A 23155-nucleotide genomic window follows, 5' to 3' on the forward strand; every position below is an offset into this window, starting at 1 on the left:
TGAGGTATCTCTTAAATACTGTCATCGGAGTTATACTACATTTTCTCGAAGACGAAAATATAAATAAAAAGTAGATACAGTCTTAAATCAGACTATGTATTTTTTATAGTTATCTGTTATCTTTAATACGTTCCCTAAAATTATGGGATAAACCGTAGATACAGTCTTAATAGCGCAGCGTTCCCCGCGCCAGCGGGGATAACCTAATCCAGACAAAAAAACTGGCCAATTACCCGTATCCCAATTTATTATCGATTTCATTGTAATCCCCCTGCTACAGGAAAAAGATGACACAGATAGAATATCTGGACTACCTCTGCTATTGGGGGAAAACTGATAAATCAACAAAAAACATAATCTGTAATTATCATTTACTGGCATACCATTGCCTGGACGTTGCTGCATGCGGGAAATACATAATAAAAAACAATATATTCAATTCATGTAATATATTAAAGGAATGTAATATCTCAGGTACAAATGCAGAAAACTGGATAATCTGGTTTCTTGCCAGCCACGATATCGGAAAATTCGCCAGAGGATTTCAAAAATACGCCGAATTCCCAAACTCTCCCTTAGTCTCTCCCGTTAGCGGTGTTTCCGCGTTTGAGAGACATGATTCCTTAGGCTTCTATTTATGGGGTAAATTATTTGAAGCGTGGAGTTCAGGCAGTAATGAAATTATCGCAGGTATTGAACCAGAAAATCGCGCCAGGTTTGAAAGCGCTTTAAATAGCTGGATGCTTATTAGCACCGGGCACCATGGCATCCCACCGGACACCATGAAAAACAGAAGCTCGCTGGCATTCACCGATGAAGACATTGTCGCAGCAACGCATTATCTGGAAGCATTAAGTGAATTATTTCCTTTCACTCTACCTCAGGAGTGGAAAACCAAAGCAGGGAGAAAATGTTTAAAACAGCACAGTTGGTTTTTCGCTGGGCTTGTCACCCTTGCCGACTGGATGGGCTCGGATGAAAGCCAGTTTCCACTGCTCAGCAGCGCCATGCCATTGAAAGATTATTGGCCTCTCGCTTGTGAAAAAGCCCAACAGGCCATCCTCCGAATGCCGCCGTTATCTCAGCACAGCCATTATCAAGATCACCGGGCATTATTTCCGTTCATTCAGACGCTCACCCCTCTTCAGCAACGGGCAAGCGAACTGGATATTTCAGCACCCGGTGCACAGCTGGTTGTCCTGGAAGACGTTACCGGAGCAGGCAAAACAGAGGCCGCGCTGATTCTGACTCACCGCTTAATGTCAGCCAATAAAGGCCACGGTCTCTACGTTGGGTTGCCGACAATGGCCACCGCAAACGCCATGTATCAGCGCCTGGCATCGGCTTATCATGCGCTATTTACCGATGAGTCCAGGCCATCGCTCATCCTGGCACACGGTGGGCGAGAAATGTCGGACTCTTTCCGACAATCCATCTGGCAGCCAACAGAAAATATAGCTGAAGATTATGCCCGTGATGATGGCAACGCGACTACTGAGTGCCATACCTGGTTTGCAGATTCACGCAAAAAAGCGCTGCTGGCGGAAGTCGGCGTAGGTACGCTGGATCAGCTCTTAATGGCGGTGATGCCTTTTCGCCATCAATCGCTCCGATTGCTAGGGATGCGCGACAAAATCCTGCTGCTGGATGAAGTGCACGCCTATGATGGTTATATGGTTAAATTGCTGGAAGGTTTATTGCGCTTCCATGCCGCCCAGGGCGGTAGCGCTATTATTCTGAGCGCCACTCTTCCCGCCGCTTTACGGGAAAAATTACTTAATGCGTTTAGCGATGGCGCGGGATTTATGAGCGCTGGTGGTAGCGATAACGCGGGTTATCCATGGTTAAGCCACCTCACTTCCTCCGGTCTGTTAGAGCAACCACTGGCCACACGTCCCGAAGTCCAAAGGACTGTAGCCGTTAATTGGATACAGCAGCGCCAGGAAGCACTGGACATTATTTATCGCGTTGTGGCAACCGGACAGTGCATTTGTTGGATCCGCAACACGGTTGATGATGCGCTGGATACTTACCAGCAGTTGCTACACGAGGGAATCGTTCCACAGCAGGATCTTTTGCTTTTCCACAGCCGTTTTGCTTTTATCGATCGTATTGCTATTGAAAATAAAACGTTAAACTGGTTTGGTAACAATGCCCCCGTTTCTGAACGACGTGGTAAGGTATTAATCGCCACACAAGTCGTTGAACAAAGTCTCGATCTGGACTTTAACTGGATGATCACCGATCTGGCGCCGATTGATTTATTGATCCAGCGCGCCGGTCGCCTGCAACGCCATATCCGCGATGCCCATGGGCAACGAAAATCTACGCTTCCGGATGAACGCCAGCCACCAATATTGCATATTCTGGCCCCTCACTGGCAGGAGCAGGCAGAAGAGGGCTGGTTGGGGCAAGAGCTAAAAGGTACCGGCTTTGTTTACACCGATCATGCCTGCCTGTGGCGTACCCAGGCGCTGCTGCGTCAACATGGTGAGATCCGTATGCCGGATAATGCCAGAGCACTCGTTGACGGCGTATACGAGCAGAAAATTGCTGCGCCAGCAGGCTTGCAGACGATCTCTGACGTTGCCTTTGGCAAAGTCCTTAGCCAACGTTCAGTGGCTGCGCAAAATTTATTACGTTACGATCTCGGTTACGATCGAGAAGCCAGCGACTTTTTATGGGATAAAGATAGAGAATTTTCTACCCGTCTGGGTGAAGAGAGTGTTGATGTTTATCTCGCCAGAAAAGACATTGATGGACAGCTACGCCCTTTAGTTGATGAAATAGATTTCTGCTGGGAAAAAAGTCGCTTATCCGTCCGAAAATCATGGTGGCAAAAAAATTCTGGTACATTCCAATGTCCAGATGAGGAAACATTAGCCTGTTTCAGAAAACGCCACCATCGCCCTTCCGGACAGGTTGTGCTGGTATCTGATGCCGGAGAAGCTAGCTATTATAGTAAACGTTTTGGATTGGTTGGATAACGGGTATTATTCTAACTCCGTTGTATAGAGAAGTTATTACATTAGATTCACCAAAATCTTTGTAGCTTCTCTATCTACATCCATTTCCATGAATACCCTTAATTAATTAAATTTAACTACTTCATTTCATCATACTTTATCTCTCAGCATCAACACCATTCATGATAAACCAAAATTTAAAAAAAACGACCATTTGCGGCTAATCATCTACCTTTTGTCTGAATTATCGTCACCACAAAGGATTACCAACCATAAATGTGCTGTATTAATAATGTCGTTCAAATTCTCTCCTGGAGTAAACTTTATCTGTTTAATAAAAAAGAGAGAATTGAACGATATATTTTACTCCGGATATTGAATAATATAAATTTGAAGGAAAATATTATGCCAGTCACTTTAAGCTTCGGTAATCATCAAAATTATACGCTTAATGAAAGTCGGCTTGCTCATCTGTTAAGCGCAGATAAAGAAAAAGCAATCCATATGGGGGGCTGGGAGAAAGTCCAGGATCATTTTAGAGCGGAAAAAAAGGACCATGCGCTGGAAGTGTTACACTCCATCATTCACGGGCAGGGCCGTGGTGAACCTGGAGAGATGGAAGTTAATGTAGAGGATATAAATAAAATTTACGCCTTTAAACGGCTACAACATCTGGCCTGCCCGGCTCATCAGGATCTGTTTACTATCAAGATGGACGCCTCTCAGACACAATTTTTACTTATGGTCGGCGACACGGTGATCAGCCAAAGCAATATTAAGGACATCCTCAATATATCAGATGATGCAGTGATAGAATCTATGAGTAGAGAGGAGAGACAGTTATTTTTACAAATATGTGAGGTGATTGGTTCGAAGATGACCTGGCACCCGGAATTACTTCAAGAGTCGATTTCAACTCTACGAAAAGAAGTGACGAGCAATGCACAAATCAAAGCGGCGGTTTATGAGATGATGCGTCCCGCAGAGGCTCCAGACCACCCGCTTGTCGAATGGCAGGACTCACTTACTGCAGATGAAAAATCGATGCTGGCCTGTATTAATGCCGGCAACTTTGAGCCTACAACTCAGTTTTGCAAAATAGGTTATCAGGAGGTACAAGGTGAAGTCGCTTTTAGCATGATGCATCCATGCATCTCCTATTTACTACATAGCTATTCACCGTTTGCAGAGTTTAAACCAACAAATTCCGGTTTTTTAAACAAACTTAATCAGGATTATAACGACTATCATGCAAAAAAAATGTTTATTGATGTAATTCTTGAAAAGCTATATCTAACCCATGAACGTTCTTTGCACATTGGTAAAGATGGGTGCAGTCGTAATATATTACTGACATAAAGATAGTCAGTAAAATAACCAATTTAAAATCCGGCTGCCTGCCGGATTTTTCATAGCAGCAAGTATAATCATACCGCGTAAGGACAATCACCCTTCGTGCAGCCCGCACTCGCGCTTCAGCCCGAAGAAGCGTGTCTCTTCTTCCGCCATGCCCGGCTCCCATTTGCGGGTGGTGTGCGTATCGCCCACCGACAGATAGCCCTGATCCCACAGCGGATGGTATTTCAGACCGTGCTTTTGCAGATACTGGTAAACCGTGCGGTTATCCCAGTCGATAATCGGTAGCACTTTAAACACGCCGCGCTGGATAGCGAGAACGGGTAAATGCGCGCGGCTGCCGGACTGTTCGCGACGCAGACCCGCAAACCAGGTCTGCGCGTTTAACTCTTTTAGCGCCCGGTTCATCGGCTCGACCTTGTTGATGTCATTGTATTTCTCAATGCCTTCAACGCCCTGCTCCCACAGTTTGCCGTAGCGTGCTTCCTGCCAGGCTGGACTTTCGCCCGCGCGGTAAACTTTCAGGTTGAGTTTGAGTTTGTCCGTTAGCTCATCAATAAACTGATAGGTTTCCGGGAACAAATAGCCGGTATCGGTGAGGATCACCGGGATATCCGGGCGAATCTGGTTCACCAGGTGCAGGCTCACCGCCGCCTGGATACCAAAGCTTGAGGAGAGCACATATTCGCCGGGCAGATTTTCCAGCGCCCATGCCACGCGTTCTTCGGCAGTCAGCGTTTCCAGTTGAGCGTTGGTTTCCGCCAACGCCAGTACGCGATCGACTTTTGGCAGTTCATTCAATGCGTTGAGATCGAGTTGGGACATAAGTTCCTCACTGTTTGCCTTGCCTGATGGCGTGTGCTTATCAGGCCTACACAGACGCCATCCGGCAATTCAGGTTATTCCCAGAAATCACGCGCGGGATCGAGCACCGGGCGAATGATGCCCGCACGCACCGTAAAGTCGCCGAAGCCTTCACCCGCTTCACGCTCTTTCGCCCAGCGCCCAATCAGTTCATCCAGCGAGGCCAGAATATCCGGCTCGGTGATATTTTCTTGATACATCCGTGGGATACGACTCCCGATGCGGTTGCCGCCAAGATGCAGGTTATAACGACCAGGCGCTTTCCCTACTAAGCCAATTTCCGCCAGCATCGCGCGGCCACAGCCGTTCGGGCAGCCGGTCACGCGCATCACGATATGCTCGTCCGGGATGCCGTGTTTTTCCAGAATCGCTTCCACTTTGTCCGTGAACGACGGCAGGAAACGCTCGGCTTCCGCCATCGCCAGCGGACAGGTCGGGAACGACACGCAGGCCATTGAGTTTTCACGCTGCGGTTTCACCGCATTCATCAACCCGTGGTCGCGCGCCAGCGTCTCGATCTTCGCTTTCTGACTTTCCGGCACGCTGGCAATAATCAGGTTCTGGTTAGCGGTAATACGGAACTCGCCCTGATGAATCTTCGCGATCTCCAGCAGGCCGGTTTTCAGCGGACGCCCCGGATAATCCAGGATACGACCGTTTTCGATAAACAGCGTCAGGTGCCATTTATCATCAATGCCTTTCACCCAGCCAATCCTGTCGCCACGCCCGGTAAATTCATACGGACGAATGGGTTCAAATGTGATCCCCGCGCGACGCTCGACTTCCGCTTTAAACGTCTCCAGTCCCACGCGCTCAAGAGTGTATTTGGTTTTGGCGTTTTTACGGTCGGTACGGTTACCCCAGTCGCGCTGCGTAGTCACCACCGCTTCCGCCACCGCCAGGGTATGCTCCAGCGGCAGGAAGCCGAACTCGCTGGCTGTACGCGCGTAGGTTTTCTTATTACCGTGCTCAATAGACAGACCGCCGCCAACCAGCAGGTTAAAGCCCACCAGCTTGCCGTTTTCAGCAATCGCCACGAAGTTCATGTCGTTGGCGTGCAGATCGATATCGTTTTGCGGCGGGATCACCACCGTGGTTTTAAATTTACGCGGCAGATAGGTCTGACCGAGGATCGGCTCTTCATCGGTGGTCGCCACCTTCTCCTGATCGAGCCAGATCTCCGCATAGGCGCGAGTGCGCGGCAGCAGATGTTCAGAGATCTTCTTCGCCCATTCGTAGGCTTCAGCATGCAGCTGAGACTCGTACGGGTTAGAGGTACACAGCACGTTACGATTCATATCGTTGGCGGTCGCCAGCGCGTCCAGCCCGACCGAATGCAGCATCTGGTGCACCGGCTTGACGTTCTTCTTCAGAATACCGTGAAACTGGAAGGTCTGGCGGTTGGTCAGACGGATACTGCCATAAATCGTGTTATCCGCCGCGAATTTGTCGATCGCTTGCCATTGCGTCGTAGTAATCACCCCGCCCGGCAGGCGGCAGCGCAGCAGCATGGCGTGGCGCGGCTCCAGCTTCTGCGCCGCACGCTCGGCGCGAATATCGCGGTCATCCTGCTGATACATGCCATGAAAGCGTATTAGCAGGAAGTTGTCGCCTTTAAAACCGCCGGTGAGACCGTCGTTCAGATCTTCCACAATGGTACCGCGCAGATAGTTGCTTTCCAGCTTCATGCGCTCGGCATCGGACAGTTTACCTTCGACCACCAGTGGGCCTGGATGTTTTTCGCTCATTAGTAGACATCTCGCTGATAACGGCGCTCTACGCGCAGCTCACTTAAAAATTCATCCGCCGCTTCGATGTCCATTGCACCGAATTCAGCAATCACTTCCAGCAATGCTTTTTCGACATCTGCGGCCATACGCCTGGCGTCGCCGCAGACATAAATGTGGGCACCGTCATTGATCCAGCGCCACAGCTCGGCACCCTGTTCACGCAGCTTGTCTTGTACGTAAATTTTTTCTTTTTGATCGCGTGACCAGGCGAGATCGATACGGCTTAACAGTCCCTCTTTCACGTAGCGCTGCCACTCCACCTGATAGAGGAAATCTTCGGTAAAGTGCGGGTTGCCGAAGAACAGCCAGTTCTTGCCTTCCGCACCGTCGGCGGCGCGTTGCTGCATAAAGGCGCGGAACGGCGCGATACCCGTACCTGGGCCAATCATAATCACCGGAGTCTGCGGATTCGCTGGCAGGCGGAAATTATCGTTGTGTTCAATAAACACGCGCACTTCGCCCTCTTCTTCCACGCGGTCGGCGAGGAAGCTGGAAGCACCACCGGCGCGGGCGCGGCCTTCAATATCGTAGCGCACGACGCCGACGGTTACGTGTACTTCGCTTTCGACTTCCGCCTGCGCGGAGGCGATGGAGTACAGACGCGGCGTCAGCGGACGCAGCAGGCCGATTAATGCTTCAGCGTCGAGCTGCGCCGGAGAGAAACGCACCATATCAACAATGGGCGTGGTCGCGGCGTAGTGCTGGAGCTGCGCTTTGTCGCCCACTAATGGCAACAGCGACTCACTGCGCGTCAGGGTCGCGTAGTTCTCAACAATGTTGGCGGTATTCACCGTCAGCTCGAAGTGCCACTCCAGCGCTTCGGCGAGCGGCAGGGTTTTACCATCAACCGTCACCGGCTCATCGCCTTTCAGCCACAGCAACTCAACCAGCTCCTTCACCAGAGCCGGATCGTTCTGATACCAGACGCCCAGCGCATCGCCCGGCTGATAGCGCAGGCCGGAGTCGCCTAAATCAATCTCAATATGACGCACATCTTTTTCCGAGTTGCGACCGGTGATTTTCTGATTCACGGAGAGGGTCGCGATCAGCGGCGCGTCTTTGGTATAGGGGCTGGTGTGGATGTCGTTTACCGCGCCAGTAGCGACGGATTGCGAAGGTGCCGCGACAGGTACGCGAGACTTCAGAACATCAACCACGCGGGCGCGCCATTCGCTGGCAGCTGCCTGATATTCAACGTCAGCATCGACACGGTCGAGCAGACGTTCACCGCCCAGTTCCGCCAGTTTGCTGTCGAAATCTTTTCCGGACTGGCAGAAAAATTCATAAGAGGTGTCGCCGAGGCTAAACACGGCAAAAGCGGTGTTTTCCAGTTTCGGCGCTTTTTTCGAGAACAGGAACTTATGCAGAGCGACGGCCTCTTCCGGCGGCTCGCCTTCTCCCTGGGTGGACGTCACTATCACCAGTAGTTTTTCACTGGCAATCTGTTTGAATTTGTAGTCGCCGGCGTTCACCAGTGTCACATTAAGGTTGGCCGCCAGCAGATCATCACGCAGCGCTTCCGCCACACGACGCGCATTGCCGGTTTGCGAAGCGGAGATAAGCGTAACCCCCGGCATCTTCCCCTCAGGAGCAGGCGTGACGGCAACAGCGCCTGAGCGCGGGTTCAGTACGCCCCAAAAATAGCCGGAGACCCAGGCAAGCTGTTCGGGAGTAAGGTCGGTTGTCGCGGCCTGAAGGCGCGCCAGTTGCTCCGGATTAAGCGGAAGCAACCCAGTCAGTGGAGCCGGTGTCGTCATGCGTCGTTATGTTCCAGTAAGCAAAGCGGATCTATACACAAAATCATTCAAGTTCGCCGTAAGCTGAGCGCGCCCCAGGAGCGTACATAAATACGTGACTGGGGTGAGTAAACGCAGTCAACACAGATGCGGCTTGAAGGATGAAGTGTATAAGCGATAAATCCCAAACTAAGGATAAGGGTAACGGTGAGAGGAATAACAATTAAAGAAGGGTTGGAAATAACAAATAACCAAATGAACTAACCTGTTTTAGTTATCGTGATTAACGCCAAAATCGATTTTATAATTGATTGATAATTATTAAATTTTCTGGAAATTCTTAAATTAATTGCCCGTCACAAGGCGGAGAATGGTTTTAGTTAATGATAAAAAATGCGCTTTCCGGTACCCTACGGCGGTTTTTTTATTGCCTGAGAGTTCATCATGTCCACCACGTTGTATAAAGATTTCACCTTTGAAGCCGCTCACCGCCTGCCACACGTGCCTGAAGGGCATAAGTGCGGCCGCCTGCACGGACACTCGTTTATGGTGCGTCTCGAAATTACCGGTGAAGTCGATCCGCATACCGGTTGGATTATGGATTTCGCGGATCTCAAAGCGGCGTTTAAACCGACTTACGATCGTCTTGATCACTACTATCTGAATGATATTCCAGGGCTGTCCAATCCCACCAGCGAAGTGCTGGCAAAATGGATTTGGGATCAGGTTAAGCCCGTCGTGCCGCTACTGAGCGCCGTGATGGTGAAAGAAACCTGTACAGCCGGCTGCGTCTATCGCGGCGAATAAGGTTTATTAACGCGTGGGCTGGATGGCAGATTGATTCCAGCCTATCCACACGACGTTTCATCAGTGAAAACATTGTCCAGCGCGTGGTGTTAAAAGCGCAGTACATCACCGGTTGCAGGTGCGGTTATTTCCGGTAGCCACAACCGCCCCCAGGCCCCTGTACAGTGACAACCGCATAGTTTTTCAGGTTTATGTTCTTGCAGAAAGCGCCTGACTCGCCACAGCGTGAACGGTGATGCGCAGCGAAGATGAAATCCGCCGACAAGCGCGTAAATCTGCTTTATACCGGTAATGTTCTGACAGTGCCGGACAATATTTGCGATCCCCCGATGCCCGCATCCCGTAATGATGACTAATCCTTTTGTCGATTGGTAAATCAGTACGCCCTCATCCAAAATAGAGTCCGGCTCCGCATCGTGGCCGCCAAAAATACCGTAGGCTTCAGGTGCGACCACCGGTATTTCCCCTGACCAGATAAAGTTTTCGCCAATCGGCAGGGGGTCACGCGTGTACATCATTCGGTAGCGTGAATAGTCCACCTCACGCGACAATTTTTTTATTTTTCGGGTAATACCGAGAAAAGTCATTGCCGCATAACGTTCGCGCGCAATATCGGGATGGCAGATGATTCGACTGTTATCAGGAAGCCACGGCACGCCGCCGCAATGATCGTAATGACCATGCGAAAGCACCACAGCAGACACATCGGACAGGTCGATCCCCATCGCCAACGCGTTTTGCATAAAACTGCCATCAGGGCCGGTATCGAACAAGATAGACGTAGACTCATCCTCGACCAACAGGCTTAACCCTGGCCGGGCCTTCAACGATTTATCCGCTCCAGCTCCCTTATGATTTTCGAGCAATACCCTGATCCTTAACGCCATGGCCTTCTCCTGTATAAAAGCCTCCCCGGGAAAACGCGGCCTTTTTACTTTACAGGTTTGTAGCAGCCATTACTGGTACACAGATTATGATTATGCAACGGCTATCCCCGCTGACGTGGGGAACACACGGCAACGGATGCGACCGCCAGCGCGATCCCCGGTTTATCCCCGCTGGCGCGGGGAACACTTCAGAGGCTCGATACCAGGATGGGATCGGGCCGGTTTATCCCTGCTGGCGCGGGGAACACATCGTCTGCTGTGGAATAAAAGGTGAGAAACGCGGTTTATCCCCGCTGGCGCGGGGAACACTGCAGTTGCAAAAATAATAATTTTCATATTCCCGGTTTATCCCCGCTGACGCGGGGGACATGTTACGCCGGGCCAGGTGAGAGACGTTACATCCGGTTTATCCCCGCTGGCGCGGGGAACACTAATAACCGGCGTTCGCAGCTATCTGCGGAAACGGTTTATCCCCGCTGGCGCGGGGAACACATGGGGCGTGTGCATCGCTCGCATTTCTGCATCGGTTTATCCCCGCTGGCGCGGGGAACACGCGTAGCGCTCGGCGAGGCGGTGATTCCCCTCCGGTTTATCCCCGCTGGCGCGGGGAACACTTTTGTCGAACTGATAAATACGTGGTAAATAGCGGTTTATCCCCGCTGGCGCGGGGAACACGGCGTGTCAGATGAAATGACGCGGGTTAGCGCCGGTTTATCCCCGCTGGCGCGGGGAACACCCGTAGTCAGTCAGTGAAATACTTATGAGCCCCGGTTTATCCCCGCTGGCGCGGGGAACACGACAGCACCGTTTCTAAGCCTATCGCCATTTCCGGTTTATCCCCGCTGGCGCGGGGAACACACAAATCAAAATATAATCGTTCTGAACATTCTCGGTTTATCCCCGCTGGCGCGGGGAACACCCAGCGAACTGAGACCGTCTCAAGGTCGTTATCGGTTTATCCCCGCTGGCGCGGGGAACACGCCGGTAGTCAGCACATCATTAAAATCACCCGCGGTTTATCCCCGCTGGCGCGGGGAACACCAAAAATCGTTGCGCCAGTGGAAATGGTATGGCGGTTTATCCCCGCTGGCGCGGGGAACACTCCAGCCAGCGGTAAGGCCAGCTTTATATGCGCGGTTTATCCCCGCTGGCGCGGGGAACACTGCGCCAGTGGTTTACCGTGCTCCCATGCATCCGGTTTATCCCCGCTGGCGCGGGGAACACGCCAGCTCCCGTCCGCTCAAAATCTTGAGGCACGGTTTATCCCCGCTGGCGCGGGGAACACACTAAACGTATATTGTTGTTTATAAACTATTTTTTATCAGCACCACATTCTACCAACATAATCGCAACAATTTAAATTATTAAAGAACAGCTAATTTGCTGATTTTGATGCAAAAAAGTTCATAGAATGATTTTTTCTTTAAATTTACCAAAATAGCGTGATCCGTGCATCGCTATGGAAAAATTTATCAGCGCTTTTATACACTCATCGAAATTCACATAGAGAAAATAAACAATGCAAGGTAATGGATGAGTCACAGACGGCATCGGCAGGCCGTCTGTAAGATTAGTAATGCATCAGGCGATATTTAAATATTTATGCGTTTGCATAGACAGCCGCCAGTTACGTGCAATACAAGTTTCAATACACAGACGCGTCGCGTCTTCTTTCTGGCTAATGGGCTGCAAAGCAATCACGCGCGGTTTATCATCGCTCAACGTGGCTAACAGTTCATCCAGCGCCTCAATATCACGAACTCGCCCAACGGGATGCTTGATTTCATTGGCGCGCTCCAGCGCCTGGGAAAGCACGTCATATCCTCCGCGCATATTCACTTTTGGTGAAACCGTGACCCAGGTGTTAGGCGTACAGCGCACTTCGTGCGTCCCGCTGGTTTCAATCTGACAACTAAAACCACTCTTTTCAAGCAGATCGGTGAGCGGCATGAGGTCGTGAATACAGGGTTCGCCACCGGTGATGACAACGTGACGCGCGGTATAGCCCTGACGATTAATTACTGCCAGCAGATCTTCACTGCTCGCAGCACCCCATTTGTCGCTCTCTTTGGTTTTTGCCAGAATGCTGAACAGAGACACTTCCCGATCGCTCAGTTTATCCCAGGTATGCTTAGTATCACACCAGGCACAGCCGACCGGACATCCCTGTAAACGAATAAAAATAGCGGGGACGCCGGTAAAATAACCCTCGCCTTGTAGGGTCTGGAACATCTCGTTAATCGGGTACTGCATAGCGTTCTCTGTTAAGGGGATAATCATTAATTATTGCAGATTTCGTCTGCCCGGTCATGCACAGCGGCTGCGCTATTGAACAGATACAAAAAAACCCGCCGAAGCGGGTTTATACGTTAAGAGGTAAAAGCAGGATTACGCCTGGCCTTTGATCTCTTTACGACCGTTGTACGGTGCTTTTTCGCCCAGAGCTTCTTCGATACGAATCAGCTGGTTGTATTTAGCAACGCGGTCAGAACGGCTCATAGAACCGGTTTTGATCTGGCCTGCAGCGGTACCAACAGCCAGGTCAGCGATGGTAGCGTCTTCAGTTTCACCAGAACGGTGAGAGATGACAGCAGTATAGCCAGCGTCTTTCGCCATCTTGATTGCAGCCAGAGTTTCGGTCAGAGAACCGATCTGGTTGAATTTGATCAGGATGGAGTTAGCGATGCCTTTCTCGATGCCTTCTTTCAGGATTTTGGTGTTGGTTACAAACAGGTCGTCACCAACCAGCTGGATTTTGTCGCCCAGTACTTTGGTCTGGTATGCAAAACCGTCCCAGTCAGACTCGTCCAGACCATCTTCGATGGAAACGATCGGGTACTGTTTGGTCAGTTCTTCCAGGAAGTGGGTGAATTCTTCGGAGGTGAACGCTTTGTTGCCTTCGCCAGCCAGAACGTATTTACCGTCTTTGTAGAATTCAGATGCTGCGCAGTCCATCGCCAGGGTGATGTCTTTACCCAGCTCGTAACCAGCCGCTTTAACCGCTTCAGCGATAACAGCCAGCGCTTCCGCGTTGGAGCCCAGGTTCGGCGCATAGCCGCCTTCGTCACCCACAGCGGTGTTCATGCCTTTGCCTTTCAGCACTTTTGCCAGGTGATGGAAAACTTCAGAACCCATACGGATGGCTTCTTTAACCGTTTTCGCGCCAACCGGCTGGATCATGAATTCCTGGATGTCGACGTTGTTGTCAGCGTGCTCGCCGCCGTTGATGATGTTCATCATCGGAACCGGCATGGAGTATTTGCCCGGAGTGCCGTTCAGTTCAGCAATGTGCTCGTACAGCGGCATACCTTTAGCGGCAGCAGCAGCTTTGGCGTTAGCCAGAGAGACAGCCAGAATGGCGTTTGCACCGAAGTTAGATTTGTTTTCAGTACCGTCCAGGTCGATCATGATTTTGTCGATGCCAGCCTGGTCTTTAGCGTCTTTGCCAAGAATAGCCTGAGCAATCGGGCCGTTAACCGCGCCAACAGCTTTGGTTACGCCTTTACCCAGGAAACGGGATTTGTCGCCATCGCGCAGTTCCAGCGCTTCGCGGGAACCAGTAGAAGCACCTGACGGAGCCGCCGCCATACCTACGAAACCACCTTCCAGGTGTACTTCAGCTTCAACAGTCGGGTTACCACGGGAGTCGATGATTTCACGACCGATGACTTTAACGATTTTGGACATTAGGTTTTCCTCAAGTCACTAGTTAAACTAAAACTTCAGACAAACGGTGCACCGCTGAGGGTGCACCGCCGTTCTAACTTTTTTACTTCGCCTGACGTTTCTGATGCTCGTTGGCGGCTTTAACAAAGCCAGCGAACAACGGATGTCCATCACGCGGCGTGGAAGTAAATTCCGGATGGAACTGACAGGCCACGAACCACGGATGATTCGGTACCTCAATGATCTCGACTAACTGATCATCACCGGAACGGCCTGCGACACGCAGACCCGCTGCTTCAATTTGTTTCAACAACATATTGTTGACTTCGTAACGATGGCGATGACGTTCAACAATCGTCGACGCGCCGTACAACTGACGTACCAGACTGTCATCGCTAAGCTGGCACTGCTGCGCGCCCAGGCGCATGGTGCCGCCCAGATCGCTTTTCTCGCTACGGACTTCAACGTTACCGTCTTCATCGCGCCACTCGGTAATTAACGCCACAACCGGGTACTTACAGTCTGGCACAAATTCCGTTGAGTTGGCGTTGTCCATGCCGGCCACGTTACGAGCGAACTCAATCAACGCAACCTGCATCCCCAGGCAAATGCCCAGATAAGGAATATTGTTTTCACGCGCATAGCGCGCAGTGGCGATTTTACCTTCAACGCCACGATAGCCGAAGCCGCCGGGGATCAGGATAGCGTCCAAATCTTTCAGAATTTCGACGCCGCGCGTTTCAACATCTTGCGAATCGATCAATTTGATGTTGACGGTAACGCGGTTTTTCAGACCACCGTGTTTCAGCGCTTCGATCACCGACTTATAGGCATCCGGCAGTTCAATATATTTGCCGACCATGCCGATAGTCACTTCGCCTGCCGGGTTCGCTTCTTCGTAAATGACCTGTTCCCATTCAGACAGGTTAGCTTCCGGACAGTTCAAGCTGAATCGTTTACAAATATAATCATCAAGCCCCTGAGATTTCAACAGGCCCGGAATTTTATAAATGGAATCGACATCTTTCATTGAAATAACGGCTTTTTCCGGCACATTACAGAACAATGCAATTTTTGCACGCTCGTTGGCAGGAACCGCGCGATCGGAACGACAAATCAGAATATCGGGCTGAATACCGATAGACAGCAGCTCTTTCACGGAGTGCTGAGTCGGTTTAGTTTTCACTTCGCCCGCAGCCGCCAGGTAAGGTACCAGCGTCAGGTGCATAAACAGCGCGTGTTCACGACCGATATCAACCGCCAATTGACGAATCGCCTCAAGAAACGGCAGCGATTCGATATCACCGACGGTACCGCCGATTTCCACCAGTACCACATCGTGGCCTTCGCCGCCTTCCAGCACGCGCTCTTTAATCGCGTTAGTGATGTGAGGGATTACCTGTACGGTTGCGCCCAGATAGTCGCCACGGCGTTCTTTACGCAGAACGTCGGAGTAGATGCGGCCAGTCGTGAAGTTGTTGCGGCGAGACATCTTGGTGCGGATGAAACGCTCGTAGTGCCCCAGGTCCAGGTCGGTTTCAGCGCCGTCTTCAGTAACGAACACTTCCCCGTGTTGGATTGGGCTCATAGTACCCGGATCGACGTTGATGTACGGATCCAGTTTCATGATGGTCACGTTGAGACCACGGGCTTCCAGAATGGCTGCGAGGGAGGCTGCGGCAATGCCTTTACCCAGAGAGGATACGACCCCGCCGGTCACAAAAATATAGTTCGTTGTCATGCGGAACCTGAGAAGTTAGGTTTAAAAGACGATGGAATAACCAGGACGGGAAAGCAGTATACCCGAACATGACCTACGCCACAAACTTTCATTATTCCTCCTCTTCGTCAGGCTGACATTCACACAGGGAGGGAGAAAATAGCCCCTTTGAGGTAAATGTTTTTGACGTAAATCAAGCGCTTGTTATTTAAAAAATCACACAAATCGCTCTTGACCGCCTAAAACCTTTAGAGATCAATTTCCTGGCGTTTTACTTCCTGCCAAACTTCTTCCATTGTTTCCAGGTCCACCCCGGTCATTTCCAGGCCTCTGGCTGCGACAATACGTTCAACTTCGCGAAAACGACGTTCAAATTTATCGTTCGCTTTTTGCAAAGCGAGCTCCGCTTTCGTACCTAAATGACGCGCCATGTTGACCGTGGCAAAGAGCAAATCGCCCATTTCCTCTTCCAGTTTAGCCTGATCAACAACCGCCTGCCGCGCCTCGAACATCACCTCATCGATCTCTTCATAGACCTTATCGACGACCGGTCCCAGCGTCGTCCAGTCAAAGCCCACGTTTGAACACCGTTTCTGGATTTTTTGCGCGCGCATTAAGGCCGGTAAGCTGCGCGGAATATCGTCCAGCGCGGAATGCTGCGCTTTTTGCGCGCGCTCTTCCGTTTTGATTTGCTCCCAGCGAGCTAAGACTTCTTCGCTATTATCCGCGGAAAGCTCGCCAAAAACATGCGGATGGCGGCGCTCCAGCTTGTCGCTGATGGCAGCGCAGATATCATTAAAATCGAAGCGGCCTTCTTCCTGCGCCATCTGCGCGTAAAACACCACCTGGAACAACAGGTCGCCCAGTTCGCCGCGCAAATCGTCAAAATCCTCACGCGCAATCGCATCCAGTACTTCATAGGTTTCTTCCAGCGTATAAGGCGCGATGCTGGCGAAGGTCTGCTCTTTATCCCACGGGCAGCCGTTTTCCGGGTCACGCAGGCGCTGCATGAGGGTGAGAAGACGGTCAATTTGATGGTTAGTTGTCATGGTTTTTAATCGGTTGTAAATACCAGCGACAATTGTAACGTATTATTCTTAACCATTCACGCACAGAGACACTACGGCAACGCCTATATAATAAAATATATTGTTAACAGGTGTTGAATGCTACCTTTCCCGTATAACTTTAAAATTATTAATCGATACACAACAATATAATAATCATATAACTAATTTATTAAAAAAACAGATATTTGCACCAGACATTATAAATAACATCAATTAAGTAAAAAAATCATGCAAACACTATAAGCACCCCACCCAAAGAGCCTTCCCTTTCAAAAAAAATAAATTATTTCACTTTTACGGAAAAACGAGTAGCATGCACGCCAGTTTAATATTCAAAAAAGACCGCTTTTTTGTTTTTTCTGGAACATACATGAAATAAATATATTGAAAGTATTACATATAATATTCTATGAGCAGGTACGATCATTCAGCTCATAAGAATATACTCATAAAAATGTAGAAATATAATATTTTTATTATGACCTATTTTTTACCCAAAGCCCGCAGCATGGCTCTATGCCGCATATCCCTTGGTATACGCGTACAAAATGTTGCCATAAAACACGTTAATTAAGGATAACACGATGAAGTCATCTCATTTTTGTAAACTGGCAGTAACTGCATCTTTAGTTATGGGAATTGTCTCCGGCGCTCAAGCCGCGGGTAGCAACACAGCGAAGGTCACTTTCCTTGGTAATATTGTTGACTCCCCCTGCTCCGTCACATTGGATACGGAAGATCAAACAGTCAATATGGGTTCAAGTATCGGTAATGGCACGCTGAGTAATGGTAAAACGACCATCAACAATGCCCGTACCTTTCATATCGATCTTGAGGGTTGTACCTGGGCTACCGAGAAAAATATGAATGTGGTATTCACTACAGGTAGTGGAACCACAGCGGCTACAGGCGCCACGGATAATCTCGCGCTGATGAAGACTGACGGCACCGGCGCTATTAGCAATGTAAGCCTGGCAATCGGCGATGCTGGCAAAAACAATATCAAACTGGGCGATACCTATACACAGGCCATTGCGGACCTGGACGGAGATACCATTCTTGATGAGAAGCAAAGCCTGAATTTCACCGCCTGGCTGGTTGGCGCAGCAACCGGCACCGTAGGCACAGGTGAATTCAGCAGCGCCGCCAACGTCACTATCTCTTACCTGTAATTCAGTTAACAGAGTCACGACGATAATACCCTGCCGCTTTAGGTAGGGTATTCCTGTTGAGTTTTATTGCGGAATATATTTGATGAATAACACATGGAAAAGTGTTCTTTGCCCAATAGCGTGCGGAGTGGGAATGCTTCTAAGCGTCTCCCCTTATAGCGCGTCAGGCAAAGACATCGAATTTAATACCGATTTCCTCGATGTAAAAAATCGCGATAACGTTAACATTGCACAGTTTTCTCGTAAGGGTTTTATTCTGCCAGGCGTCTACCTCTTACAAATTAAAATTAACGGACAGACTCTGCCGCAGGAATTTCCTGTTAACTGGGTTATACCAGAACATGATCCACAAGGAAGTGAGGTTTGCGCAGAACCAGAATTAGTTACGCAATTGGGTATAAAACCGGAACTCGCGGAAAAACTCGTCTGGATAACGCACGGTGAACGACAATGTCTGGCGCCAGATTCACTGAAAGGCATGGATTTTCAGGCCGACCTGGGACACTCCACGCTGCTGGTGAATTTACCCCAGGCGTATATGGAGTACAGCGATGTCGACTGGGACCCACCCGCCCGCTGGGATAATGGTATTCCCGGCATCATTCTGGATTACAACATTAATAATCAGCTCCGCCACGATCAAGAAAGCGGCAGCGAAGAGCAAAGCATCAGCGGCAACGGGACGTTAGGCGCGAACCTGGGCGCATGGCGACTGCGGGCCGACTGGCAGGCCAGCTACGACCATCGTGACGATGACGAGAACACTTCCACCCTCCACGATCAGAGCTGGAGCCGCTACTACGCCTATCGCGCACTACCGACGCTCGGGGCCAAACTTACGCTGGGCGAAAGCTATCTTCAGTCCGATGTTTTCGACAGCTTTAACTATATCGGTGCCAGCGTCGTTTCTGACGATCAGATGCTGCCGCCGAAACTGCGCGGCTATGCGCCGGAGATCGTGGGCATTGCGCGCTCTAATGCAAAAGTCAAAGTCTCCTGGCAGGGGCGCGTACTGTATGAAACGCAGGTGCCCGCAGGACCGTTCCGTATTCAGGATCTCAACCAGTCCGTTTCCGGTACGTTGCACGTCACCGTGGAAGAGCAGAACGGTCAGACCCAGGAGTTTGACGTTAACACCGCATCGGTTCCCTTCCTGACGCGCCCCGGCATGGTGCGCTACAAGATGGCGCTGGGCCGCCCGCAGGACTGGGATCATCACCCCATTACCGGCACATTCGCCTCGGCGGAAGCTTCGTGGGGGGTCACCAACGGCTGGTCGCTATATGGCGGCGCAATTGGAGAAAGCAACTATCAGGCCGTGGCGCTGGGAAGCGGTAAGGATCTTGGCGTGGTGGGCGCGGTGGCGGTCGACATTACGCACTCCATCGCCCACATGCCGCAAGACGACGGGTTTGACGGCGAAACGCTGCAGGGTAACTCATATCGCATCAGCTATTCCCGTGACTTTGATGAAATCGACAGCCGACTAACCTTTGCCGGATACCGCTTCTCAGAAAAGAACTTTATGAGCATGAGCGACTATCTGGATGCGAAAACCTATCATCATCTCAATGCCGGTCACGAAAAAGAACGCTATACGGTCACCTATAACCAGAACTTCCGTGAACAAGGCATGAGCGCCTATTTCAGCTACTCACGCAGTACCTTCTGGGACAGCCCGGATCAGAGTAACTATAACCTGTCTCTTTCCTGGTACTTCGACTTAGGGTCGATAAAAAATCTCAGTGCGTCGCTGAACGGCTATCGCAGCGAATATAACGGTGATAAAGATGATGGCGTCTATATCTCGCTGTCTGTTCCCTGGGGCAATGATTCCATCAGCTACAACGGTACGTTTAACGGTAGTCAACACCGTAATCAGCTCGGCTATTCCGGCCACAGCCAGAACGGCGATAACTGGCAGCTTCACGTCGGGCAGGATGAACAAGGCGCGCAGGCAGACGGTTATTACAGCCATCAGGGCGCGCTGACGGACATCGATCTGAGCGCGGATTATGAAGAAGGATCGTACCGTTCACTGGGCATGTCGCTGCGCGGCGGCATGACGCTGACCACCCAGGGCGGCGCGCTACACCGGGGAAGTTTAGCGGGCAGCACACGTTTGCTGGTTGATACCGACGGCATTGCGGACGTCCCCGTTAGCGGTAACGGCTCGCCAACCTCAACCAACATTTTCGGCAAGGCCGTGATTGCGGATGTCGGAAGCTATTCGCGCAGCCTGGCGCGTATCGATCTGAACAAATTGCCGGAGAAGGCGGAAGCTACTAAGTCGGTTGTGCAGATCACGCTCACCGAAGGCGCCATCGGCTACCGTCACTTTGACGTGGTCAGCGGCGAGAAAATGATGGCGGTTTTCCGGCTGGCAGACGGCGACTTCCCACCTTTCGGCGCCGAAGTGAAAAACGAGCGCCAGCAGCAGTTGGGCCTGGTGGCCGATGACGGCAACGCCTGGCTGGCGGGCGTAAAAGCCGGGGAAACATTGAAAGTCTTCTGGGATGGCGCGGCGCAGTGTGAAGCATCACTCCCGCCCACGTTTACACCAGAGCTATTGGCCAACGCGCTATTGCTGCCGTGCAAAATGCTGGAAGGTCAGCCCCCCACCGCACCGCAGAAAAGTTCTCCGCTGCCTGCGCAACCGCTAATCCAGGAACATACGCAAACCGATGGCCAACCGGCCGCGCCGGTGGTGACAACCACTCAAACCCCGCCCATACCGCTGGCTGACAACCATGCGGTGAATCGCAAGGATATGGAATAAAGGGAACCTGTAATGAACAAGACCAACCATTTTAAGCGCCAGGCGCTTATCGCTTCGGTATTACTAGCTGCGCCGCTGGTATCGCACAGCGCGATTGTGCCGGATCGTACCCGCGTTATTTTTAACGGCAATGAAAATTCAATCACCGTCACGCTGAAAAACGGCAATGCCACTCTGCCCTATCTCGCACAGGCGTGGCTGGAAGACGATAAGTTCGCCAAAGATCCCCGCTATTTTACCGCCCTGCCGCCGCTGCAGCGTATTGAGCCAAAATCCGACGGGCAGGTTAAAGTCCAGCCGTTACCAGCCGCGGCTAGCCTACCGCAGGACCGGGAAAGTCTGTTTTATTTCAACGTGCGGGAAATTCCGCCGAAAAGCGATAAGCCTAATACGCTCCAGCTGGCGCTGCAAACGCGTATTAAGTTTTTCTACCGCCCGGTAGCCGTAGCCCGGCAGGTGGATAAGACGCACCCGTGGCAAACGAAGCTCACGCTGACCTACCAGGGCGATGGAGTGATCTTCGACAACCCCACACCGTTTTACCTCGTCATCAGCAATGCCGGTAGCAAAGAGAACGAAACCGCCTCCGACTTTAAAAACCTGCTGATTGCCCCGCGTGAAAAAGTGACCTCTCCCATCAAAGGTGCCTCGCTCGGCAGCTCGCCGGTGGTGGGCTACGTCGATGATTACGGCGGCCATCGCCTGCTGGTTTTTACCTGCTCAGGGAATACCTGCAAGGTCAATGAGGAAAAAACCCGTGACGCTGAGAAGAAAGCGAATAAGTAATCCTGTGCGAAAGAGATCCATGACGATGTTGACTCGCTGGAAAATACTGGTGCTGCTGTGCGGTGGATTCGTTGCCGGCACCGAGGCTGCCGGCACAAAAACCGTGCAACTGGAGCTGCATCTGGTCGTCACTCAACCACCGCCCTGTACAGTAGGCGGCGCTTCCGTAGAGTTTGGCGATGTCCTGACCACCAAAGTTGGCGATGCTTCTCAAACGAAACCTGTGGGCTACAGCCTGAACTGCGATGGCAGAGCGAGCGACTATCTAAAGCTACAAATTCAGGGGACCACTACCACCATCAGCGGGGAGCAGGTTCTGCAAACTTCGGTTCAGGGGTTAGGCATCCGTATTCAGCAGGCGGGCAATAAGCAACTGGTTCCAGTTGGCATAACGGATTGGCTGAACTTCACCCTGAGCGGCAGCAATGGGCCGGAGCTGGAAGCCGTACCGGTTAAAGAGCCCACCACGCAGTTAGCGGGTGGTGATTTTAACGCCAGTGCGACGTTAGTCGTGGATTACCAGTGATGGAGAGATTCATAGTGAAAAGGGTGCTTATCCTGACGCTTTTAATCACCCAGTTTGCCTGCGCCGACAATTTGACCTTTCACGGCAAACTGATAAACCCGCCCGCCTGTACTATCAATAATGGTGAAACGCTGGAGGTCAGTTTTGGTAGCGTGATTATTGATAATATTGACGGCGTCAATTACCTGACCGAGATCCCGTGGACCCTTACCTGCGACAGCAGCTTTCGCGATGACGCATTAACTTTTACGTTGAGCTATCTGGGCACGGCGACGCCTTACTCCGCAAATGCCTTAACCACCAATGTCCCTGAACTGGGCATTGAACTTCAGCAGAACGGCACGGTGTTTCCTCCCGGCACGTCGCTAACCATCGATGAATCATCGCTTCCCACACTAAAAGCCGTGCCGGTAAAACAGCCCGGTAAAGAGCCTGCCGAAGGCGATTTTGAGGCTTTTGCCACGTTACAGGTGGATTACCAATGAACCGTATTTTTCAAACTGCCGGGCATTTGATCGGAGGCGTAATGTTATGGACGGTTTGCAATACGCTACCTGCCGCCACGCCTAATGTGCACTACAGCGGTAAGCTGGTTGCCGGCGCCTGTAACCTGGTAGTGGATAATGACACGATGGCGACGGTGGATTTTCATACTATTGGCAGTGACAATTTCGACGCCAGCGGGCAAACGACTCCTGTTCCATTCACACTTAGCCTCCAGGATTGCAAAACAGCGCTAGCCAACGGCGTGCTGGTGACCTTTCAGGGCGTTGAAGACAGTACCCTGCCCGGACTGCTGGCGCTGGAGCCCTCGTCGGAAGCCAGTGGTTTTGCGATTGGCGTGGAAACGGCTGCACAGCAACCAGTGAGTATCAATGCAACAGAGGGTACAGCTTTTGTGCTGAAGGAAGGGATTACCACCATCAACTTGCAGGCCAGGCTGCAAAAATACGCTGGTGAAGATGTTATGCCGGGGGAATTTAAGGGTACTGCTACCGTGAGCTTTGAATATCAGTAAGCTATAGGTAAA

17 protein-coding genes and 1 CRISPR repeat array are annotated in these 23155 nt (G+C 51.1%); of the genes, 9 read left to right on the top strand and 8 right to left on the bottom strand.

Annotated features, from left to right (window positions below; translation table 11 throughout):
* Positions 1-287: 287 nt before the first annotated feature.
* Positions 288-2987, top strand: a complete 2700-nt coding sequence (locus ACLJQJ_RS11380; RefSeq protein ID WP_063809637.1) for a CRISPR-associated helicase/endonuclease Cas3 — start codon at positions 288-290, stop codon at positions 2985-2987.
* A 384-nt stretch (positions 2988-3371) separates the two neighbouring features.
* A complete protein-coding gene (sopD, locus tag ACLJQJ_RS11385; protein WP_074182167.1) occupies positions 3372-4325 on the top strand; it encodes an SPI-1 type III secretion system effector SopD in 954 nt (317 codons plus the stop codon).
* 87 nt (positions 4326-4412) lie between these two features.
* Here sopD and cysH read toward each other — a convergent pair whose 3' ends face one another.
* The 3 genes from cysH to cysJ all read right to left on the bottom strand — a co-directional run bounded on the left by cysH (position 4413) and on the right by cysJ (position 8733).
* Complete coding sequence (gene cysH, locus ACLJQJ_RS11390) at positions 4413-5147, bottom strand: phosphoadenosine phosphosulfate reductase (protein ID WP_039518597.1); 735 nt, start codon at positions 5145-5147, stop codon at positions 4413-4415.
* Between the two features lie 74 nt (positions 5148-5221).
* On the bottom strand, positions 5222-6934 hold the full coding sequence (gene cysI / locus ACLJQJ_RS11395; protein ID WP_063809639.1) for an assimilatory sulfite reductase (NADPH) hemoprotein subunit: 1713 nt from the start codon (positions 6932-6934) through the stop codon (positions 5222-5224).
* Positions 6934-8733 carry an NADPH-dependent assimilatory sulfite reductase flavoprotein subunit gene (cysJ, locus tag ACLJQJ_RS11400; RefSeq protein ID WP_063809640.1) on the bottom strand — a complete coding sequence of 600 codons (1800 nt, stop codon included), beginning with the start codon at positions 8731-8733 and terminating at the stop codon, positions 6934-6936. The genes cysI and cysJ overlap by 1 nt, the downstream gene beginning before the upstream one ends.
* Positions 8734-9156: 423 nt before the next feature.
* Between cysJ and queD the strand changes: the two genes are divergently transcribed.
* A complete protein-coding gene (queD, locus tag ACLJQJ_RS11405) occupies positions 9157-9519 on the top strand; it encodes a 6-carboxytetrahydropterin synthase QueD (protein WP_000108313.1) in 363 nt (120 codons plus the stop codon).
* Between the two features lie 89 nt (positions 9520-9608).
* Here the strand turns inward: queD and ACLJQJ_RS11410 are convergent, their stop codons facing one another.
* From ACLJQJ_RS11410 to mazG, 5 genes are all read right to left on the bottom strand, one after another.
* The gene (locus tag ACLJQJ_RS11410) at positions 9609-10406 is read right to left on the bottom strand and encodes an MBL fold metallo-hydrolase (protein WP_063809641.1); all 798 of its coding nucleotides are present in this window, start codon (positions 10404-10406) and stop codon (positions 9609-9611) included.
* 158 nt (positions 10407-10564) lie between these two features.
* Positions 10565-11691: a CRISPR direct-repeat array (repeat unit 29 nt; unit sequence CGGTTTATCCCCGCTGGCGCGGGGAACAC).
* Positions 11692-11987: 296 nt separating this feature from the next.
* Complete coding sequence (queE, locus tag ACLJQJ_RS11415) at positions 11988-12659, bottom strand: 7-carboxy-7-deazaguanine synthase QueE (protein WP_001199961.1); 672 nt, start codon at positions 12657-12659, stop codon at positions 11988-11990.
* 135 nt (positions 12660-12794) lie between these two features.
* The gene (gene eno, locus ACLJQJ_RS11420) at positions 12795-14093 is read right to left on the bottom strand and encodes a phosphopyruvate hydratase (protein WP_000036734.1); all 1299 of its coding nucleotides are present in this window, start codon (positions 14091-14093) and stop codon (positions 12795-12797) included.
* 82 nt (positions 14094-14175) lie between these two features.
* On the bottom strand, positions 14176-15813 hold the full coding sequence (gene pyrG / locus ACLJQJ_RS11425) for a glutamine hydrolyzing CTP synthase (protein WP_000210863.1): 1638 nt from the start codon (positions 15811-15813) through the stop codon (positions 14176-14178).
* 227 nt (positions 15814-16040) lie between these two features.
* Positions 16041-16841 (bottom strand): nucleoside triphosphate pyrophosphohydrolase, encoded by an 801-nt coding sequence (gene mazG, locus ACLJQJ_RS11430; protein ID WP_000210454.1) that lies wholly within the window; start codon positions 16839-16841, stop codon positions 16041-16043.
* Between the two features lie 605 nt (positions 16842-17446).
* On the opposite strand from mazG, the gene ACLJQJ_RS11435 reads away from it, so the two are divergent.
* From ACLJQJ_RS11435 to ACLJQJ_RS11460, 6 genes are all read left to right on the top strand, one after another.
* Positions 17447-18034, top strand: coding sequence for a fimbrial protein (locus ACLJQJ_RS11435; RefSeq protein ID WP_000842512.1), 588 nt, complete (start codon positions 17447-17449; stop codon positions 18032-18034).
* An 82-nt stretch (positions 18035-18116) separates the two neighbouring features.
* A complete protein-coding gene (locus tag ACLJQJ_RS11440) occupies positions 18117-20813 on the top strand; it encodes a fimbrial biogenesis outer membrane usher protein (RefSeq protein ID WP_074182165.1) in 2697 nt (898 codons plus the stop codon).
* Positions 20814-20825: 12 nt separating this feature from the next.
* The gene (locus ACLJQJ_RS11445) at positions 20826-21599 is read left to right on the top strand and encodes a fimbria/pilus periplasmic chaperone (RefSeq protein ID WP_063809491.1); all 774 of its coding nucleotides are present in this window, start codon (positions 20826-20828) and stop codon (positions 21597-21599) included.
* A 19-nt stretch (positions 21600-21618) separates the two neighbouring features.
* On the top strand, positions 21619-22125 hold the full coding sequence (locus ACLJQJ_RS11450) for a fimbrial protein (protein ID WP_063809492.1): 507 nt from the start codon (positions 21619-21621) through the stop codon (positions 22123-22125).
* Between the two features lie 14 nt (positions 22126-22139).
* The gene (locus ACLJQJ_RS11455; RefSeq protein WP_000832396.1) at positions 22140-22610 is read left to right on the top strand and encodes a fimbrial protein; all 471 of its coding nucleotides are present in this window, start codon (positions 22140-22142) and stop codon (positions 22608-22610) included.
* Entirely contained in the window at positions 22607-23143 is a 537-nt protein-coding gene (locus ACLJQJ_RS11460; protein ID WP_063809493.1) for a fimbrial protein, read from the top strand. The genes ACLJQJ_RS11455 and ACLJQJ_RS11460 overlap by 4 nt, the downstream gene beginning before the upstream one ends.
* Positions 23144-23155: the final 12 nt, after the last annotated feature.

Source organism: Salmonella sp. SAL04202, assembly GCF_046550775.1.
In the GTDB taxonomy this organism is placed as follows: Bacteria; Pseudomonadota; Gammaproteobacteria; order Enterobacterales; family Enterobacteriaceae; genus Salmonella; species Salmonella enterica.

Coding starts and splice junctions, on each gene's coding strand:
- ACLJQJ_RS11380 (WP_063809637.1), top strand. CDS start 288: ATGACACAGATAGAATATCTGGACTACCTCTGCTATTGGGGGAAAACT.
- sopD (WP_074182167.1), top strand. CDS start 3,372: ATGCCAGTCACTTTAAGCTTCGGTAATCATCAAAATTATACGCTTAAT.
- cysH (WP_039518597.1), bottom strand. CDS start 5,147: ATGTCCCAACTCGATCTCAACGCATTGAATGAACTGCCAAAAGTCGAT.
- cysI (WP_063809639.1), bottom strand. CDS start 6,934: ATGAGCGAAAAACATCCAGGCCCACTGGTGGTCGAAGGTAAACTGTCC.
- cysJ (WP_063809640.1), bottom strand. CDS start 8,733: ATGACGACACCGGCTCCACTGACTGGGTTGCTTCCGCTTAATCCGGAG.
- queD (WP_000108313.1), top strand. CDS start 9,157: ATGTCCACCACGTTGTATAAAGATTTCACCTTTGAAGCCGCTCACCGC.
- ACLJQJ_RS11410 (WP_063809641.1), bottom strand. CDS start 10,406: ATGGCGTTAAGGATCAGGGTATTGCTCGAAAATCATAAGGGAGCTGGA.
- queE (WP_001199961.1), bottom strand. CDS start 12,659: ATGCAGTACCCGATTAACGAGATGTTCCAGACCCTACAAGGCGAGGGT.
- eno (WP_000036734.1), bottom strand. CDS start 14,093: ATGTCCAAAATCGTTAAAGTCATCGGTCGTGAAATCATCGACTCCCGT.
- pyrG (WP_000210863.1), bottom strand. CDS start 15,813: ATGACAACGAACTATATTTTTGTGACCGGCGGGGTCGTATCCTCTCTG.
- mazG (WP_000210454.1), bottom strand. CDS start 16,841: ATGACAACTAACCATCAAATTGACCGTCTTCTCACCCTCATGCAGCGC.
- ACLJQJ_RS11435 (WP_000842512.1), top strand. CDS start 17,447: ATGAAGTCATCTCATTTTTGTAAACTGGCAGTAACTGCATCTTTAGTT.
- ACLJQJ_RS11440 (WP_074182165.1), top strand. CDS start 18,117: ATGAATAACACATGGAAAAGTGTTCTTTGCCCAATAGCGTGCGGAGTG.
- ACLJQJ_RS11445 (WP_063809491.1), top strand. CDS start 20,826: ATGAACAAGACCAACCATTTTAAGCGCCAGGCGCTTATCGCTTCGGTA.
- ACLJQJ_RS11450 (WP_063809492.1), top strand. CDS start 21,619: ATGACGATGTTGACTCGCTGGAAAATACTGGTGCTGCTGTGCGGTGGA.
- ACLJQJ_RS11460 (WP_063809493.1), top strand. CDS start 22,607: ATGAACCGTATTTTTCAAACTGCCGGGCATTTGATCGGAGGCGTAATG.